Source organism: Nocardia sp. NBC_01499 (genome assembly GCF_045040275.1).
In the GTDB taxonomy this organism is placed as follows: domain Bacteria; phylum Actinomycetota; class Actinomycetes; order Mycobacteriales; family Mycobacteriaceae; genus Nocardia.
In genome coordinates this window covers 6,689,382-6,707,200 of the sequence record NZ_CP109426.1, presented here as the reverse complement: position 1 = coordinate 6,707,200, position 17,819 = coordinate 6,689,382, and the positions used below count along the sequence as shown (strand labels likewise).

Below are 17,819 nucleotides of genomic sequence, written 5' to 3'. Positions count from 1 at the left end.
CGTAGATTAGACAGGTTGCCGATCGGTCGTCTGTGAAAGGTTGTTCCGTTGACCGCCTCCCCTGAGGGACTTCCCGCCGAGGTTTCCCGACGGCGCACGTTCGCGGTGATCTCACACCCCGACGCGGGCAAGTCGACGCTCACCGAGGCGCTCGCGCTGCACGCCAGGATGATCTCCGAGGCGGGCGCCATCCACGGTAAGGCGGGCCGCCGCTCCACCGTCTCGGACTGGATGGAAATGGAGAAGGCGCGCGGCATCTCGGTCAGTTCGACCGCGCTGCAGTTCAATTACCGCGCCGAGGGCTCCGATGTCGACAGCGTGATCAACCTCGTCGATACGCCGGGCCACTCCGATTTCTCCGAAGACACCTACCGGGTGCTCACCGCCGTCGACGCCGCGGTGATGCTGATCGACGCCGCGAAGGGCTTGGAGCCGCAGACGCTCAAGCTGTTCCAGGTGTGCCGCCACCGCGGCATCCCGGTCATCACCGTGATCAACAAGTGGGACCGGCCTGGCCAGGCGCCGCTGGAACTGCTCGACGAGATCAACGAGCGGATCGGGCTCACCCCGACGCCGCTGTTCCTCCCGGTCGGCATCGCCGGCGACTTCCGCGGGCTGCTTCGCCGCGGCGAAGAGGGCGCCCCGCTCGAATACATCCACTTCACCCGCACCGCGGGCGGCGCGACCATCGCGCCGGAGGAGTCGCTGACCCCGGCGCAGGCCGAGGCGCGCGAGGGCGAGCCGTGGACCACCGCGGTCGAGGAGAGCGAGCTGCTCTCGGCCACCGGGCAGGACCACGATCAGGAAATGTTCCTCGCCGGGCAGACCTCGCCGGTCATCTACGCCTCGGCGATGCTGAATTTCGGTGTGCGCCAACTGCTGGAGACGCTGGTTTCGCTCGCACCCGCGCCAGGCCCGCGCCCGGACGTGAACGGTGGTGCGCGCGAGATCACCGAGCCGTTCAGCGCCGTCGTGTTCAAGGTGCAGGCCGGCATGGACTCCGCGCATCGCGACCGGCTGGCGTTCATGCGGATCGTGTCCGGCGAATTCGAGCGCGGCATGGTGGTCACGCACGCGCAGACCGGCCGCCCGTTCGCGACGAAGTACGCGCTGACCGTGTTCGGCCGGGAACGCAACACCGTCGACACCGCCTACCCCGGCGATGTGGTCGGCCTGGTGAACGCGACCGCACTCGCCCCCGGCCACACGCTGTTCGTGGACAAGAAGGTGGAGTTCCCGCCGATCCCGTCCTTCGCGCCGGAGCACTTCGCGGTGCTGCGCGCCGAGAGCGCTGGCAAGTACAAGCAGTTCCGCAAGGCCATCGATCAGCTCGACTCCGAGGGCGTTGTGCAGGTGCTGCGCAACGACATTCGCGGCGACGCCTCCCCCGTGCTCGCGGCCGTCGGGCCGATGCAGTTCGAGGTGGTCACCGCGCGCATGCTGACCGAGTTCAATGTCGAGACCAAGATGGACAACCTGCCCTACACGCTGGCCAGGCGCACCGATGCCGCGTCGGCGGACGAACTCGGCAAGCAACGTGGCGTCGAGGTGTTCACCCGCAGCGACGGTGCGTTGCTCGCGCTGTTCAGTGACAAGTGGCGGCTGCAGTACATCGAGAAGGAATTCCCGAGCCTGACGCTGGAGCCGCTGGTCGCGACGGCGGACTGATCACCCGGCTTCCGGCTCGCGGCGCACGGGCGGTACGCCAGGGTCGCGTTCGACGGCGGAGATGACGCCGTCTTCTCTGGAAATGAGACCCCAGCGGCTCGACGTCAAACGCAGGCTCGGCAGGTCGCTCAGGGAAAGCACCACTTCGTAGGTGCGCTCGTAACCGGTGTGCGAAATGCGCCAGCGACCGTCGTCGCAGCGCACGTATTCGTCGGAGTAGAAGGCCGCGCCGCGCAGCAGCATGTTGTGGCCGGGGATGAGCACGGTGTCGGCGAGGTACCAGGTGCCGGTCGCGGAGTCACCGTCGACATCGATCTCGGGATGGTCGCAGCGGTGCTCGGTGATGACGTGCGGGCCGAGGGTGTTGCGCATGAACGCGATGAACGCGTCGCGCGATTCGAACTGGAGATATTCGCTGTAGGTGGCGGTCGCCTCGGGAATCATGGTGTCCGCGAACTCATCCCAGGATTTCGTGTCGAGGCTGCGTAGGTATCGGAACTTCAGTCTGCTGATCGCGGTGATGTCGTCGAGTCCGCGATCGTCGCCGCGCGGTACCCCCTCGCGGCGGCGCTGCTCGCCGGTCTGCATGCCAGGGTCGCTGCGCTCCGGCCCGCCGATCTCGATCCTCGGGTTACCCCGCTCCTGCCCGTCGCCACCCGCACTCGGGTCGCCGCGCCCCTGCCCGCCGGTTCCCTGATCCATACTTAACAATCCCATCCGAAGCCGTACGGCTACATGATTTGGGAGATTTGTATCAGATCGCTATCACTGTTGGGGGGACATTCCGACCTAGATCATCTTTTGGTCAGTTGGCGATGGTGAAGCAGGTGCGGCAGAAGTCCTCGCCGAACTCGGTGAGGCGCAGACTCTTGCGCACGATCTTCGGCGCGCGGCCCGCTTTCTTCAGCGCCGCCTCGACCACCGGCTGCACCTCGAGCACCATGTATCGGCTCAGCACGACCGGGTCGTCGGAGATCCGCGTCAGCCCGAGTCGGCTGAGGTTGATCAGGTAGGGGCGCGATCGGTCCGGGTAGCGCACGCCCGCCTGCTCCGGCACCGAGGTCAAGTCCCCCTGGACCAGTTCGGAGCCGATGCCGAGCGGCCGGTTGGTCCGCACATCGACCGAGGGCTGCGGGCCGTTCTGCGCCATGAAGCGCAGGATGCGGGCCTCGTCGGGAGCGAGCTCGTCGAGGATGCGGTCATAGGCCGGGTGCACGTCTTCGGTGAAATAGACGTCGGCGGAACGCGCGAGCAGTGCGTCACCGCGGCGGCGCAGTTCATCGATACTCGCCGAACGGAGATAGGAGCCGACGGCGAGCGCCTGCTGTTGCGCGCCGCTGTTGTTGCCTGGACCGTTCGGCGTCGGCACGTAGCTGACGATCTCGCGCACCGAACCCTCGGTGACGCCGAGCGCGCTACGGGCTATGGAGCGCAACGCATTTCCGGTTCGCTCCGCGATATCGGCGGACGACTCACCGTCCAGCGCGGCCTGGGTGATCTCCTTGGTGACCTCGTAGGTGGTGCCGACCGCCCACTGGCCGCCGCGCACGACACTGCCCGCCGCGACCCCGGCCGCGCGGAATACGCCGCGAATCAGCCGTGCCTCGTTACTGATCTGCCGCTGTTCGACATCCGAACTGCGCTCAACGGCGCGGGAACCGGCTCGCGTGATGTCCCGTCCGGTCCTGTCGTCTGCCACGTCATACTCCGATATCGCCAGGTGAACGAATCCGCCCCACAGATTACTTCCCCCTGTGTCGCTGGTCATTCTCGCCGTCGGACTCAGCCCATGCGGCATTGCGCACAAACACTGTGACCGATATCTCGGCAAGCGGCACTGTGGCGCCGCGCACTCGAGGTGGACCCATCTCTTCTCCTCACAATAAGGTCCCGGTGCCGACAGGGTGCTACTTTGATGATCCGGTGAGGCGGCGGTCACCGGTGTGTCGGCAGGAGGGTGTCGTGTTAGAGAGTGTGTTCGGTGTCCACCCAACAATCCTGCTAGAGCTTCTGACTATCCCACTTTTCACGGGAATCATCGGCTACATCACCAACTGGACCGGCGTGCTCATGCTGTTCCAGCCGATCGCCTTCCATGGCGCTCGACTACCCGGACTTCGCGCGCTGTATCCCTTCCTGCCCAAAAGAATTCAAGTACTTCCGCTACTGAGTTACGACGGCAGATTCGGCTGGCAGGGCATCGTCCCCTCGCGCGCGGACAAGATGGCGAGCATCGCGGTCGACAAGGGCCTTGCCAAACTGGGCAGCGTCGCCGACTTCTATCGCGAACTGGAACCTGACAAGCTCGCCGAACATCTCGCGAGCATCGCCGACGAACAGATCCAGACCATCGTCGAAGATATTCTCAAGCGCGAACATCCACAGCTCTGGTACAACCTGCCGAGCCAAGTGCGCGACATGGTGCAGGCCCGGGTTCGTCAGCAACTGCCGGATATTCTGCGCGAGCTGACAGATGAATTAGGCGCGAATATTGATCAACTGCTCGACGTGAAGCAGATGGTGATTCGCTACTTCCAGGGCAGGCCGCAACTGCTCAACAGCCTGTTCCAAGTACTTGGTGCGAAAGAGTTGCGGTTCATGATCAACTTCGGCTTCTACTTCGGCGCGCCGATGGGCGTCGTGCTTGTCGCCATCTTGCACCTGACCGGTTGGTCGGCACTCGTCGTGTTGCCGATCGGCGGCGTGGTGATCGGCTGGGTCGTCAACTGGGTCGGCATCAATATGATCTTCGCGCCCGCCTACCCGAAGTGGTGGTGCCCGTGGCGGCAGGGTCTGCTCATCAAGCGCCAGTCCGAAATCACCGACGGCTATGCCGAATTGGTGTCCAGCCAGGTGCTGACGGTCGCCAATATCGGCGACGAGCTGCTCAACGGCCCGCGCTCGGACCGCACCGTCCAGATGCTCGAGGACACCCTGCGCCCGGCCGCCGACCGCGCGCTCGGACCGGCACGGCCCGCCGTCAAGTTCATGCTCGGCAGCCGCGATTACGACTCGCTGCAGGACACCTTCACCGCCGAGGCCATGGCCATCGCCCCGATCGCCTTCGCCGACCCGGAGTTCAACGTCCGCCAGGGCCGCCAGATCAACACCTACATCGCCAAACAGATGTCGGCGCTGCAGCCGCCGGACTTCGTCGACATGTTGCGATCGGCCATCAAACAAGATGAATGGCTGCTTTTTCTCCATGGCGGCGTGTTGGGCCTGTTCGCCGGATACGCTCATATTCTGATATTCGGAACAGGAGTGGCGACCACATGGCTGTAGCGAAATCCGATCCCGGCGACGACGCCGGGGCCGTCGAGCACTCCCCAGGGGCCGAGGTGCCGTCGACGGAGATCGCGAGACGGCCGGTGCGCGAGGTCGTCCGCCACGGCGAAGCACCCTCGCGGGTGCCGTATCCCATCGCCGGAGTGCGCGCGGCCACCGGCGTGGCCAGGGTGGCCTGGACCGCGATGACCGGTTTGACCGCGTGGGGTATCGGCACGGCGGTCGGGGTCACCTCGACGGTCGTGCAGCGCAGCATCCAGGGCGTGCCGCCGCGAGAAGTGCTGGCCGAGGCCGAATCCGAGGTGCGCGACCGGTTGCGCCACGCGCTCGGCTTCCCCGACGCCCCCAATGAGCCTGCGGCGCAGGCCGTTCCCACGCTGCGCGAGCAAGGCGCGGCGCTGCTGCGGTTGTCGGCGAGCACGCACGGCGACGAGGAGAACCATCCGGCCTTCGCCGGCATGCTGGCCGAGCTGACCCCCGACGAGGCGCGGATCCTGCGCTTCCTGCACCTGGACGGCCCGCAGCCCTCGATCGACATCCGCACCGGACGCCCGCGCGCGCTCGGCGCGGAACGCGTCGGATCCATGCTGACGCTGGTCGGCGAGCAGGCCGGGCTGCGCTTTCCGAACCGGATCCAGCAGTACCTGACCAACCTGCGCAGGCTCGGACTTGTCGAGCACGCGCGCGAGCCGGTCGGCAATCCGCATCGGTACCAGCTGCTGGAGGCGCAGGCGCCGGTCCGCGAGTTGTTGAAGCGGTCCGGATTCGGCACGAAGGTGATCTACCGCAGCGTGGCGCTCACCGGGTTCGGTGGCGACTTCGTGCGGACCTGCCTGCCGGTGGCCATTCAGGACGATCGCGCCGCCGGACACTGACCGGGTACCGGCTGACACTGACCGCAGTACCGGCCGACGCTGACGTATCGACTAGTTGCCGTCGGCCAACTCCATCCAACGTTCCTCCGCTGCTTCCTTTTCCGCGACTACCTGCTTGAGTTCGGCACCGAGCTTGACGAGCTTGTCCGGGTCGGTCGCGGCCTCGGCCAGCGCGGTGTGCAGTTGCCGTTCGCGCTCGTCGAACTTCTCGATGGACCGTTCCAGCTTGGACAGTTCCTTGCGCGCGGCCCGCTGGGTCGCGGCGTCGGTCACCGGCGCGGATTTCGCGTCGGCACCACCGGCGCGAATCACCGAGTCACCTTGCGCGGCGCGCTTTTTCAGGTATTCGTCGATGCCGCCGGGCAGGTTGGTGAGTTTGCCGTCGCCGAACAGCGCCCAGGTGGTGTCGCAGATGCGCTCGATCAGGTAGCGATCGTGGCTGATGACGACCAGGGTGCCCGCCCAGTTGTCGAGCAGGTCCTCCAGCTGCTGCAGGGTGTCGATGTCGAGGTCGTTGGTCGGCTCGTCGAGCAGCAGCACGTTCGGCTCGGCCATCAGGATGCGGGTCAGCTGCAGCCTGCGCCGCTCGCCACCGGACAGATCGCCGACCGGGGTGCGCTGGCGGGCCGGGGTGAAGCCGAGCCGTTCGGCGAGCTGACCCGCCGAGATCTCCTTGTCGCCGAGCATGATTCGCTGCGCGACCTGCTGCACCGCTTCCAGCACCCGCATATTGGTCGGTAGGTCGTCGAGTTCCTGACGCAGCCAACCGATCTGGACGGTCTGGCCCTGAATGCGCTTGCCGACCGCCGGTTCCGTCTCGCCCGCAAGGGTGCGCAGCAGGGTCGTCTTGCCGGAGCCGTTCACCCCGACCAGGCCGACCCGCTCGCCCGGCGCGAGCCGCCAGGTCAAGTCGCGCACCAACTCCCGGCCGTCCGGGGTGGTGAGGGTGGTGTCCTCGAGTTCGATGACGACCCGTCCCAGGCGCTTTCGCGCGAACGCGGCCAGCGAGACGCTGTCACGTGGCGCGGGTACGTCGGCGATCAGCGCCTCGGCGGCCTCAACCCGGTAGCGCGGTTTGGAGGTGCGCGCCTTCGCGCCGCGGCGCAGCCAGGCGAGTTCCTTGCGGGCCAGGTTGGCGCGCCGCGCCTCGGAGGCGTCGGCCTGCCTTGCCCGTTCGGCGCGGGCGAAGATCCAGTCGCCGTAGCCGCCCTCGTAGGTCTCGACCTTGCCGCCGACGACCTCCCAGGTGTTGGTGGCGACGGTGTCGAGGAACCAGCGATCGTGGGTCACGACCACGAGCGAGCTGCGCCGGTTGAGCAGATGCTCGGCCAGCCACTGCACGCCCTCGACGTCGAGGTGGTTGGTCGGCTCGTCGAGCACGAGCAGGTCCAGATCGCGGACCAACGCGGCGGCCAGCGCGACTCGGCGCCGCTCGCCGCCGGACAGGTTGTCGATCGAAGTCGCCAGGCCGAGCCCGGCGATGCCGATGCCCTCCATCACCGAACGGATGCGCGGGTTGGCGGCCCACTCGTGTTCGGCGACATCGTCTGACCCACCCGCCGGCAGGCCGCCACCCCTCATCGAATCGCTACGCGATCCCCAATGTAAGTCATCGGCCAGACCAGCCAGCACGACATCACCAACGGTCGACCCCGGCGGGAGCACACCGCGCTGCGTCACCGTGGCGATCCGCAGCCCACCGACGCGGCTGACCCGTCCGCTGTCCGGCGGCTCGAGTCCGGTGAGCACCTCGAGCAGTGTGGTTTTACCGCCACCGTTGAGACCGACAACCCCGATGCGCTCGCCCGCGTGGACGCCCATCGACACGTTGTCTAGTAGTGGCGTGATCCCAAAGCTCTTGGAGACCTGCTCGAGGTTGATCAGGTTGGACATGAATCCTTCCGGTTCTTGCAGCGGCGGGCGAGGTGCTTGCCCTCAGTCAGCGTACTGAGCTGCCCAACCGGGCCCGCGTCTCAGCCCCGGCAAGACCCCCTTGCGCAACGAACGTTGTTCGTATAAATTGATGTCAACGAACAACGTTCGTTACGAACGAAGTTAGTAAAACAGGCGCTCTCCAGAACAACGCCGCGGAATGGGAGCCCCACCTCGGACGACGAGGTGAGCGGGCGGCACGATCAAGTTCGCTTTCTCACGGAGGTTTCTCCCATGCACGTCGGTCTCGGTCTGCCCATCTCCGATCCCACCGTTCTGCTCGACTGGGCCCGCCGCGCCGACGCGGGCCCGTTCTCCACCCTCGGCCTGCTCGACCGGCTCGTCTACGACAATCCCGAACCGCTCGTCGCGCTCGCCGTCGCCGCGGGCGCCACGTCACGCATCAAGCTGCAGACCGAGGTGCTGATCGCGCCACTGCGCGAGCCGACCCTGCTCGCCAAGCAGGCCGCGACGCTGGACCGCATGTCCGGCGGGCGCTTCGTGCTCGGCCTCGGCGTCGGCGGCCGCGAGGACGATCACATCGCATCCGGCACCGATATCCGCACCCGAGGCCGACGCCTGGACGAACAGCTGGAGATCATGCGTCGCGTCTGGTCCGGCGCCCCGTACGGCGCCGACTGCGGCCCGATCGGCCCCGCGCCGCTGCGTCCCGAAGGCCCCGAGGTGCTGTTCGGCGGCTTCCAGCCCGCCGCGCTCGAACGCGTAGGCCGTTGGGGCGGTGGCTTTCTCGCCGCCGCCCCCGCCGCCTGGGCAGGCGGATTGTTCGACACCGTGCGCAAATCCTGGACCGACAACGGCCGCTCCGGCAAGCCGCGCATCGTCGCCCAGGTCAACGTCGTGCTCGGCGACCAGGCCCTGATCGACGAGGCCCGCGCCGCCATGGGTGGCTACTACGAATTCAGCGGCCGCGCCGATTACATGCTCGAGGGAATGCTCACCACCCCCGACGCAATCCGTTCCGCCATCAAGCAATTCGACGATCTCGGCGCCGACGAAGTCATGCTCTACTGCTACGGCAGCGACGCCGACCAGGTCGACCGCCTGGCCGACGTCATCGACTGAACCCAATCAAGGGGGCGACCGAAAAGCCGCCCCCTTCAACGCTTTCCGGGGGTTTCGCTGCTGAGGACACGGGCGCCTGGCACCGGACCGCTCGCCGTCCGAATGCTGCGGCAGACACCGGCGCCCGCCAGTTCCGCCGCCACCGCCACCGCGGATTCCTCGCTCTCGCAAAGGAATGCGCAGGTGGGGCCGGAGCCGGAGACCAAACCCGCGAGTGCGCCCGCGTTGACACCGGCGCGCAACGTACGGCGCAGTTCCGGCTTCAGCGACAGCGCGGCCGCCTGGAGGTCGTTACCCAATAGTGGCGCAAGTTGTTTCGGATCGCCGAAGGCCAAGGCCTGCATCAGCTGTTGCGGTTCGCCGAGGCGCGGCGGGGTGCCGTGTTCGCGCAGCCGGTCGAGTTCCGCGAAGACCGCCGGGGTGGACAACCCACCCTTGGCCAGCGCGAGTACCCAGTGAAAGCTGTTGCGGGACAACACAGGAAGCAGCCGCTCACCGCGCCCCGTGCCGAGCGCGGTGCCACCGTGCAGCGCGAATGGCACATCGCTGCCGAGTTCGGCGGCGACGGCGGAGAGCTCGTCCCGAGTGAGCCCGAGATCCCACAGTTCGTTGAGACCGACCAGCGCCGCCGCGCCGTCCGCGCTACCGCCCGCCATTCCGCCCGCTACTGGAATGCCCTTGGCGATAGCGAATTCCACCAGCGGCGCCCGGCCCGCCAGATGTGCGAGCCGCACGGCCGCCTGCCACACCAGGTTGGTGCGATCGGTCGGTACGTCGGCGGCGCCTTCGCCGGAGACCCGCACGGCGAGCGAGGCCGCCGGGGCGATCTCCACGTCGTCGCTGAGCGAGAGCGCCTGGAACACCGTTGTCAGGTCGTGAAACCCATCGGCGCGCAGGTCACCGACTCCGAGGTGGAGGTTCACCTTCGACGGCGCGCGCACGGTGATGGGGCTTGGCACAACTGACAGCACGGTGCCCAAGCCTAACGGGTGGTCCTGGCCGTCGCGCGCCTCGATATCGGCCTTTCACTCGATGTGAATCATTCGGTCACAGCAACGCGCCGCCGGTGGCGTCGATCCACTGTCCGGTAACCCAGCGGGCGGCGTCGGAGGCGAGGAATCCGACGATATCGGCCACATCGGCGGGTTGGCCGAGCCGCCGCAGCGGGGTCAGGGCCTCGACCGCCGCCACGGTCTCGGGATTGTTCAAGAAGCTGGCGTTCATATCGGTGTCGATGATGCCGGGCGCCACCGCGTTCACGGTGATGCCGCGCGGGCCGACCTGCTTGGCCAGCACGCTGGTGAAGGAATCGATCGCCGCCTTGGTCATCGTGTAGGCGATCAGCTCAGGCATGTGCAGGCCATGGGTGAGGCCGGTGGAGATGTTGATGATCCGGCCGCCGTCGCGCAGCCGGTCGAGGCCGCGCTTGGTGACGAAGAACGGTGCCTTGGTGTTGATCGCGAAGACCCGGTCGAACGCGGCCTCGTCGGTGCCTTCGATCGGTTCGCGGACGCCGTCGGTGCCCGCGTTGTTGACGAGGATGTCCAGGCCGTCGGCGTGCGCGTCGAAGGCAGACCACAGTGTCGCCGCGTCGTCGGGTACGCCGAGTTCGGCGCGGATCGCGAAGGCCGAGCCGCCCGCGGCCTCGATCGCGGCGACGGTTTCCTTCGCCACCTGCTCGTTGGCGTTGTAGTGCACGGCCACTAGCGCGCCGTCCCTGCCGAGCCGTTCGGCGATGCCTCGGCCGATGCCACGGCTGCCTCCGGTCACCAGTGCGGTCTTGCCTGTCAGTGCGCCCATTGCGCCTTCCTTTCTCTAGTGATCACTACAGAACAAGGACACTAACACATTCACTAGCGATCGCTATAGAATTATTTTCATGAGTACCTCGACTCGCGGCCGGCCACGCTCGTTCGACCGGGAAGCCGCACTGGACAAGGCCATGCGGCTGTTCTGGGCGCGCGGTTATGAGGCGACCTCGATCGGCGACCTGACCACGGCGATGGGCATCGGCGCGCCGAGCCTCTACGCGGCGTTCGGCGATAAGGCGTCGCTGTTCCGCGAGGCCGTACAGAGCTTCGGGGCGCAGTTCGGCCAGTTCATCCCGCGCGCGCTGGCCGAGGAGCCGACGGCCGAAGCGGCGATGCGGCGCTCCTTACGTGACGCGGCGGTCGAATACACCAGGCCCGGCTACCCGCAGGGCTGCCTCGTGATGACCGCGGGTGTCAACACGAACAGCGGCGAGGTCGCCGACCTGCTGCGCGAGCTGCGCACTCGGAACATCGGATTGCTCACCGAACGGATTCAGGCCGATATCGACGCGGGCGTGCTCGACGCCGAGGTCGACGCGCCGACGATGGCTCGGTACATCGGTACCGTCCTGCAGGGCATGTCGCAGGCGTCCAGGGACGGCGCGAGCCGCGCGGAACTGGAGCAAGTCGCCGAGTTGGCCATGCACGGCTGGGGCCGGACAGCACCAAAAGTATGACAACGCAGTGCGATAAATAGCCCTCGAGTATGAAGGGGACAGTGCAGGCACCGTGTGACGATTTCCCGGTGATAGCTCAGCCCGACCTTCCCACCGCCGACACCGCGCGGACCGAGCAGCCGGTTCCGGTACCGACCGGCCGCGTCTTCTGGACATTGATCGGGATCTACGTCCTGGCCACGCTCGTCGCCTCGGTGGCAATGCTTGCGCTGCAACCGGTTTCGGGCATCGACGCGGCGGCGCTTTCGCTAGTCCAGTTCGCACCGGCGCTCGGCGCGCTGGTCACCTGGCTCATCGGCCGCAAAGTCATCGGCCCGCTGTTGCCCGCCGCGGTGTCCGCCCGACGGGTTCGCGAGAATCTCGGATACATCCTGGCGGCATGCCTGCTGTTCGGGCTATTGATCGCCGGTGCGACGGCATTGACCGGCCACGACCTGGTCGGGCCTGTCGCGGTCGGCGGGGTGCCGTTCGTGGTGTTCTTCGTGGTGCAGCTCATCGGCGCGACCGGCGAGGAGATCGGCTGGCGCGGCTTCCTGCAACCGCTGCTGGAAACGCGGATGCGCCGGTTCGCGGCGATCGCGGTGACCGGTGCGGTGTGGGCGCTGTGGCATGTGCAAGCATTCGGCGCCGGCCCGGTGGTCGCGGTGTCGTTCTTCGTCTCGGCGATGGCGTTCGCCGTGTTGTTGGGCGCGCTCGGCACCGGTAGTTTCTGGCAGCGGGTGCTGGTCGCGGCGGTGGGACACTGGTTGATCAATGTCGGGATCTACCTGAGCGCGGGCGATGACACACTCGCCAGTCCACAGGTCGTGATCACCGCGCTCGGAGCGGTTTTCATCGCCGCGGCGACACTCGCAGTACGGTCGTCGCGCGCGCGATGAACGGCGATCCGGCCACTTGCGCGCAATACCCAGCGGGGGTATGTTCGATCAGGGCGGGGTACCCCCGGCCCGTATGATGGAGAATGAGCGAAGGAGTCGGAGATGCCCAGTTCCACCTACACCGTCACGGGGATGACCTGCGGGCACTGCGTGAGCTCCGTCAAGACGGAGATCGGCAAGATCGACGGCGTCACCAGCGTCGACGTCGACCTCGCCAGCGGTGCGGTCACCGTCGACAGCGCGGCACCGATCGCCGACTCCGATATCGTCGCCGCCGTGGACGAGGCAGGCTACGAGATCGCTGTCTGACGCAGGACCGGCTTCCACACCCCGCGTGCGGGCGCTCGTCGGCCGCATCTAGACTTCTCACACGGCGACCGGCTGAGTTCACGATGGAACTGCCTATGGTCGAATCATCCACAGGCCCATCCACATCCGGCGGCGCACCACATCCGGGTGGCAGGTACCGATGTCCACACCCGCCGACCTGCGCTCGATCGAGTTCGCGATAGGCGGGGTGACCTGCACTTCCCGTGCCGCGCGGATCGCGAAGCAGCTCAACCGAATCGACGGCGCCACGGCGACCGTCAACTTCGTGACGAAAAAGACAAAAGCGGGTTATCCACAATCCGTATCGCCGGATTCGCCGGTGGAACACGTTGTCGATGCGAGCACGCGGTGTACGTATTCGGTTCCGCCGCAACGCAAACCGACCAGTACGCCAACCTCGTCGCGCTGCCACGCAGGCTACTGATCAGCATCGCACTCGCCGTGCCGGTGATCGTGTTCACGATGGTTCCCACGCTGCAATTCGAGAACTGGCAATGGGTTTCGCGCACCGCACCGGCGGGCTCGCCCAGCGTGGTCAGGATTGGGCGGCGAGGCGGACGAAGGCTGCGGTGTCGAGGGTTTCGCCGCGGGCGGTGGGGGCGATGCCCGCGGCGAGCAGGCGGCGTTCGGCTTCGGCGGGCGAGCCTGCCCAGCCGGCGAGGGCGGCGCGGAGGGTTTTGCGGCGTTGGGCGAAGGCGGCGTCGACGACCTCCCAGACGCGGCGGCGGTGGGCGTCGTCCATCGGCCACGGAGGTTCGGCGTAGCGGTCGACGCGGACCAGGCCGGAGTCGACGCGCGGGGCGGGCCAGAAGACCTGGGTGCCGACGGCGCCCGCGCGGCGGACGGTGCCGAAGAAACCGGCCTTCACGCTGGGCACGCCGTAGATGCGGCTGCCGGGGTCGGCCGCGAGCCGGTCGGCAACCTCCGCCTGCACCATCACCAAAGAGACTGCGATGCTTGGCAATTCGGCGAGCAGATGGAGTAGCACCGGTACCGCGACGTTGTACGGCAGGTTCGCAACCAGCGCGGTCGGCAGCGCGGGGAGATCCGCGGCGGCGACCCGAAGCGCGTCGGCCTCGACCACCTTCAGCCGGTCGGCCAGTTCGGGCGCCCGGTCCGCGACGGTCACCGGAAGGTGGCGCGCGAGCACCGGATCGATCTCGACGGCGACCACCGAATCCACCACGTCGAGCAACGCCAACGTCAGCGAGCCCAACCCGGGCCCGACCTCGAGCACCACGTCGGCACGCCCGACCCCGGCCGCCGCGACGATCCGCCGCACCGTGTTCGCGTCGTGCACGAAGTTCTGCCCGAGCTGCTTGGTCGGCCGCACACCGAGCCGCTCGGCCAGTACCCGCACCTCGGCGGGCCCGAGCAACGCGGCACTCCCACGAGCGGCAACTTCAGGTTCGGACACCTGAAGAACCTATCAACCCCCGCGCCCCCACATCGCCGCGCACCTTTTGCCCGTGGCGCACGAAACAGCTGGCCACTGCGCGCGGCACGCGAATCCAGGCGCGGACCGGCGAAGTTGTGCGCGGGGACGGTGCCGGCTTACTGCTGGAGCGGAGTGGCCTTGATGCGATCGAGGAAGGCGTCGAGGGCGGCTTGCATCGGGGGGTTGAGCTGGGTGTGCTTGCCGGTGCCGGTGACGGTGTTGAAGTCGACGCCATTGGCGGCGAACTGGGCGGCGAGGGCGGCGTGCAGCGGGGAGGGGACAGTGGTGTCGGTGATGTTGAGTAGCAACAGGATCGGTGCGTTGTAGCCGGAGGTCGGCACGGTGAGGTAGGCGTCGAGGGCGGAGCGGATCGGCTCCTCGGCGAGCGGCCTGGCGAGCAGGTCGCCGACGCCGAGGCCGTGCACCCGATCGATGATGCCGTCCAGGCACAGCGGGCCGACGCTGTCGAGGACCGCGCGGCCCTGCGGGGTGAGGTACTGGTCGACGTGCACGTCGGGGCGGGCCGCGCGCAGCCCGGCCAGGATGCTGACGAAGAAGCTCATCGCACCGTCGTTGCCGGGAACGGCGGGGATGACCGGCCCGGCCAGCGGCAGTATCTTCTCAACGTCGGATTCGGGATCGATCGCGACGGTGCCGCGGAAGTCGAGGTCGGGCGCGTAGCTGGCCTGTAGGTGGCCGGTGCCGAGCGCGGCCTGGCCGCCCTGCGAGACACCGAGCACGGCCCAGGTGCGCGACAGCTCGGGGTGCGTGGCGCGGGCCGCGCGCAACAGGTCGATGGTTGCCGTCGCCTCGGTGGCGATCTCCAGATAGGGGTGCGGACCGGTGTCGAAGCGGCCGAGTCCGAGGTAGTCGGGCGCGACAACGGCGAAGCCCTGCGCGAGCAGGCGCTGGATCAGCTGATCCTCTTTCGACCGGGTCTGCTGATAGGGATGACCCTCCGGCGCGGATTGGCCGCCGCAGCCAGCACCGAGACCACTGGTGCCGTGGTCGTACGCGACGACCGGCCAGCCGGACGCGGGCGGCGTGCCCTGCGGGACGAACAGCGCGCCGCTGGCCTGCCGTGGCGTGCCGTCGGATCCGCGCATCCAGTATTCGAGCACCGAACCGCCCGATACCCCGTGCCAGCCGTCCGGCTGCGCGGCGGTCGAGATCAGCGTCCCCGGGCTTTCCGCTTGCGCCGGAGCGACATTCACGAACAACGCGGCACTGGCCGACATCGTGGCCACGGCCACCGCACGCCTGCACAGCTGAACAACCCTCATCGAACACACCTCACTGACCCGACCCACACCGCCACAAACCTGGACGAGTGTACAGATCAGCACATCCGCATGACCGCCGGGCGAATCGCAGGCAACACCAAGAAATCCTGCTCCGTAACCGCGCTCACCCCACCGCCGCAGCAGGCGTGCGGCCGAATGCGAACGGCGCCCAACAGATGCCAAGCCGTCTGATGGTCGGCCGCCCCCAAACCGATGCCCCGCAGACCGACGCGGACAGTAGTCAGCCGATGCCGCACCGGCTGATGCCGATTTGCGCCTAGGTGGCGGCGGGGGTTACTCGATGCCGAGGCGGCTGGTGCAGGCGGGCCAGGCGCCCCAACCCTGGCGGGCGCGGGTGACCTCGGCGATGGCGATCTGCTCTTCGCGGGTCGCCAGGTCGGCGCGGGGGGCGTACTTCAGGCCGCCCTGGCGTTCCCAGGTGCCCTGGTCGAATTGGATGCCGCCGTAGTAACCGTTGCCGTTGTTGATGCCCCAGTTGCCGGTGGACTCGCAGCGGGCCAGCGCGTCCCAGGTCGAGCCGTCGCGCACCGGCGGCACCTCGGTGCCCGGCTTGGCGCCCTTGCGGACGGTCTTCGGCTGCGCGGTCACCGTCACGTTCGAGGCGATCGGCTTGCGGTCCACTTCGGTGCCGTTGACCATGGTGACCGCGAAGGTGACGTCCTGGACGCCGGGCGCGCCCTGGGTTTCCACCACCGAGCGGCTCATGTTCATGGTCGGGTCTTCGATCACGTTCTCCGGCGGGTCGAGCGGCAGCGTCTCCGTGCGGTTCTCGATTCGCTTGCGGGTCACCGTGATTCGCACGCCGTCGGTCAGCGGGGTGGACGCGGCAGGCTCAACGGTGTCCTGCTCGATCAGCGGAACACCGGCCACCGTGAGGAAGTCGCCGACGGTCGGCGCGGCGAGCCGCACGTCGACGGGAGCCCCGATGCCGTCGAGCAGCGAGACCGATCGCGGCGTCGAGACATTCAGCGCGGCGCCTTCCAGCGGCAGCTTCTCGTTGCGCGCGGGCGATACGAACACCTCTTTGGGCATGCTCAACTGCTCGAGCGCCTCGCCAGCGGTCAGCCCGGTGGTCCATACCTCGCGCGCCTGGCCGTCGACCATCAGCTTGACCTCACGCGCCCGGTTGAGCGTGATGGTGGCGCCGTCGCCGATCTTCGCGGCGAGCGCGGGGGCGACCCGGTCGCGCTCGGTCACGGCGAACCCGGCGGCCCGCAGCACACCGCGGACATTGAGCGACATCGTCGTCTCGATCCGCTTCTCACCGTCGACGACGACCGTCACCGTCTTGCGGTTCACAATCGCCAGCCCCGCGCCGATGATCAGTGTCATCAGCAGCGCGCCGACCGCCGCGTACAGCAGCGGCGAGCGAGACTGGTTGATTCGCGTGACTGGCCACAGCATCGCGGAGTGATCCCGTGAGGGGCGGCGGGCGGGTGACGGGTTGGCCATGGTCACAGTACGATAACGAGGGGTTTGGGGGTAGACAACCTTCACTTGCTTCAGCTGGCGCTTTCAATATCACGAACAGATATCGCTACCGCAGGTTGATCACGAAATATACACGCCGATGTGACCTAAGACACACCTCGCATATCCAGCCCCCTTGCGGGTACTCAAATAGCCGGAAAATAGCGGTTTGTTCAGATTCCGTAGACGCGGCGCGCGTTTGCCGTGGTGATCTTCGCCAATTCGGCCGGGTCCGTTTCGCGTACTTCCGCGAGGGCGCGCACGGTGTACGGGAGGCAATACGGTTCGTTGGGAGCACCACGGAAAGGATGCGGCGTTAAATACGGTGCGTCCGTTTCGACCAGAATCAGCTCGTCCGGCACAACTTTGGCGGCTTCGCGCAGCTCGTGCGCATTCTTGAAACTCACCGTTCCGGAGAAACTCAGCAGATAACCCTCTGCCACGCAGGCCAGTGCCATATTGGTATCCGAAGAGAAGCAATGGAAGATCACGGTGGACGGCGCGCCCTCGTCCAGCAGCACCGTCAGCAAATCGTGGTCGGCCTCGCGATTGTGGATCATCAGCGGTTTGCGCAGCCGCTTCGCCAGGTCGATGTGCCAGCGAAAGCCCTCGATCTGGGTCTCGATGTCGGCGCACCCGTCGAGTTTGCCCGGCCAGTAGTAGTCGAGTCCGGTCTCGCCGATCGCGACCACGCGCGGGTCGGCGGCGAGACGTTCGAGTTCGGCCTTCGCGGCATCGTCGAGCGCGTTGGCACGGGTGGGGTGCAGTGCGACGGCGGCGTAGACGCGAGCGTCCCAGTGCGCGGCTTGCACTGCCCACTGCGCGGCGGCGAGGTCATCGGCGACAGTGACCACCTGGCCCACCCCGACCGAGGCGGCGCGGTCCACGATGACAGCGGTGGACGCCGCGTCGGTGGCACCGCAGGCGTCGAGGTGGGTATGCGCGTCGATGATCGGCGCGAGCGGCTCCGGCAGGTCCGGCGCGGGACGCTTGCTGCTCATCGAAAACCGCCGGACACAGCGGAATCGGCACCGGTCGGCAGGATCGCCGCGGCGACTGAAACGG

The 17,819-nt window shown here is 67.4% G+C and carries 17 protein-coding genes; 7 read left to right on the top strand and 10 right to left on the bottom strand.

Going from position 1 to position 17,819, the window contains the following annotated elements:
- The first annotated feature begins 48 nt into the window (after positions 1-48).
- A complete protein-coding gene (locus tag OG203_RS30665; RefSeq protein ID WP_405160711.1) occupies positions 49-1,668 on the top strand; it encodes a peptide chain release factor 3 in 1,620 nt (539 codons plus the stop codon).
- On the opposite strand, the gene OG203_RS30660 is transcribed toward OG203_RS30665, so the two are convergent.
- A complete protein-coding gene (locus OG203_RS30660) occupies positions 1,669-2,256 on the bottom strand; it encodes a nuclear transport factor 2 family protein (protein ID WP_405168059.1) in 588 nt (195 codons plus the stop codon).
- Positions 2,257-2,473: 217 nt separating this feature from the next.
- Positions 2,474-3,367, bottom strand: a complete 894-nt coding sequence (locus tag OG203_RS30655; protein ID WP_405160710.1) for an Abi-alpha family protein — start codon at positions 3,365-3,367, stop codon at positions 2,474-2,476.
- Between the two features lie 113 nt (positions 3,368-3,480).
- Between OG203_RS30655 and OG203_RS30650 the strand changes: the two genes are divergently transcribed.
- Positions 3,481-4,953 carry a hypothetical protein gene (locus OG203_RS30650; protein ID WP_405160709.1) on the top strand — a complete coding sequence of 491 codons (1,473 nt, stop codon included), beginning with the start codon at positions 3,481-3,483 and terminating at the stop codon, positions 4,951-4,953.
- Complete coding sequence (locus OG203_RS30645) at positions 4,944-5,831, top strand: Abi-alpha family protein (RefSeq protein ID WP_405160708.1); 888 nt, start codon at positions 4,944-4,946, stop codon at positions 5,829-5,831. The genes OG203_RS30650 and OG203_RS30645 overlap by 10 nt, the downstream gene beginning before the upstream one ends.
- Before the next feature lie 51 nt (positions 5,832-5,882).
- On the opposite strand, the gene OG203_RS30640 is transcribed toward OG203_RS30645, so the two are convergent.
- Entirely contained in the window at positions 5,883-7,724 is a 1,842-nt protein-coding gene (locus OG203_RS30640) for an ABC-F family ATP-binding cassette domain-containing protein (RefSeq protein WP_405160707.1), read from the bottom strand.
- 273 nt (positions 7,725-7,997) lie between these two features.
- On the opposite strand from OG203_RS30640, the gene OG203_RS30635 reads away from it, so the two are divergent.
- Positions 7,998-8,846, top strand: a complete 849-nt coding sequence (locus tag OG203_RS30635) for an LLM class flavin-dependent oxidoreductase (protein ID WP_405160706.1) — start codon at positions 7,998-8,000, stop codon at positions 8,844-8,846.
- A gap of 35 nt (positions 8,847-8,881) precedes the next feature.
- Here the strand turns inward: OG203_RS30635 and OG203_RS30630 are convergent, their stop codons facing one another.
- Entirely contained in the window at positions 8,882-9,817 is a 936-nt protein-coding gene (locus OG203_RS30630; protein ID WP_405160705.1) for a 4-(cytidine 5'-diphospho)-2-C-methyl-D-erythritol kinase, read from the bottom strand.
- 76 nt (positions 9,818-9,893) lie between these two features.
- Positions 9,894-10,646 carry an SDR family oxidoreductase gene (locus OG203_RS30625; RefSeq protein ID WP_405160704.1) on the bottom strand — a complete coding sequence of 251 codons (753 nt, stop codon included), beginning with the start codon at positions 10,644-10,646 and terminating at the stop codon, positions 9,894-9,896.
- Positions 10,647-10,725: 79 nt separating this feature from the next.
- On the opposite strand from OG203_RS30625, the gene OG203_RS30620 reads away from it, so the two are divergent.
- From OG203_RS30620 to OG203_RS30610, 3 genes are all read left to right on the top strand, one after another.
- Positions 10,726-11,334 carry a TetR/AcrR family transcriptional regulator gene (locus OG203_RS30620; RefSeq protein ID WP_405160703.1) on the top strand — a complete coding sequence of 203 codons (609 nt, stop codon included), beginning with the start codon at positions 10,726-10,728 and terminating at the stop codon, positions 11,332-11,334.
- A gap of 29 nt (positions 11,335-11,363) precedes the next feature.
- Positions 11,364-12,212 (top strand): CPBP family intramembrane glutamic endopeptidase, encoded by an 849-nt coding sequence (locus tag OG203_RS30615; RefSeq protein ID WP_405160702.1) that lies wholly within the window; start codon positions 11,364-11,366, stop codon positions 12,210-12,212.
- A 102-nt stretch (positions 12,213-12,314) separates the two neighbouring features.
- Positions 12,315-12,521: a heavy-metal-associated domain-containing protein gene (locus OG203_RS30610; protein WP_405160701.1), complete on the top strand. Its 207-nt coding sequence runs from the start codon at positions 12,315-12,317 to the stop codon at positions 12,519-12,521.
- A 93-nt stretch (positions 12,522-12,614) separates the two neighbouring features.
- Here OG203_RS30610 and OG203_RS30605 read toward each other — a convergent pair whose 3' ends face one another.
- From OG203_RS30605 to OG203_RS30585, 5 genes are all read right to left on the bottom strand, one after another.
- Positions 12,615-12,803: a hypothetical protein gene (locus OG203_RS30605; protein ID WP_405160700.1), complete on the bottom strand. Its 189-nt coding sequence runs from the start codon at positions 12,801-12,803 to the stop codon at positions 12,615-12,617.
- A 274-nt stretch (positions 12,804-13,077) separates the two neighbouring features.
- Positions 13,078-13,959 carry a 16S rRNA (adenine(1518)-N(6)/adenine(1519)-N(6))-dimethyltransferase RsmA gene (gene rsmA, locus OG203_RS30600; protein WP_405160699.1) on the bottom strand — a complete coding sequence of 294 codons (882 nt, stop codon included), beginning with the start codon at positions 13,957-13,959 and terminating at the stop codon, positions 13,078-13,080.
- Between the two features lie 137 nt (positions 13,960-14,096).
- Positions 14,097-15,263, bottom strand: a complete 1,167-nt coding sequence (locus OG203_RS30595; RefSeq protein ID WP_405160698.1) for an alpha/beta fold hydrolase — start codon at positions 15,261-15,263, stop codon at positions 14,097-14,099.
- A 294-nt stretch (positions 15,264-15,557) separates the two neighbouring features.
- Entirely contained in the window at positions 15,558-16,685 is a 1,128-nt protein-coding gene (locus OG203_RS30590; protein ID WP_405168058.1) for a transglycosylase family protein, read from the bottom strand.
- 242 nt (positions 16,686-16,927) lie between these two features.
- Positions 16,928-17,755 (bottom strand): TatD family hydrolase, encoded by an 828-nt coding sequence (locus OG203_RS30585; protein WP_405160697.1) that lies wholly within the window; start codon positions 17,753-17,755, stop codon positions 16,928-16,930.
- Between the last annotated feature and the right edge of the window lie 64 nt (positions 17,756-17,819).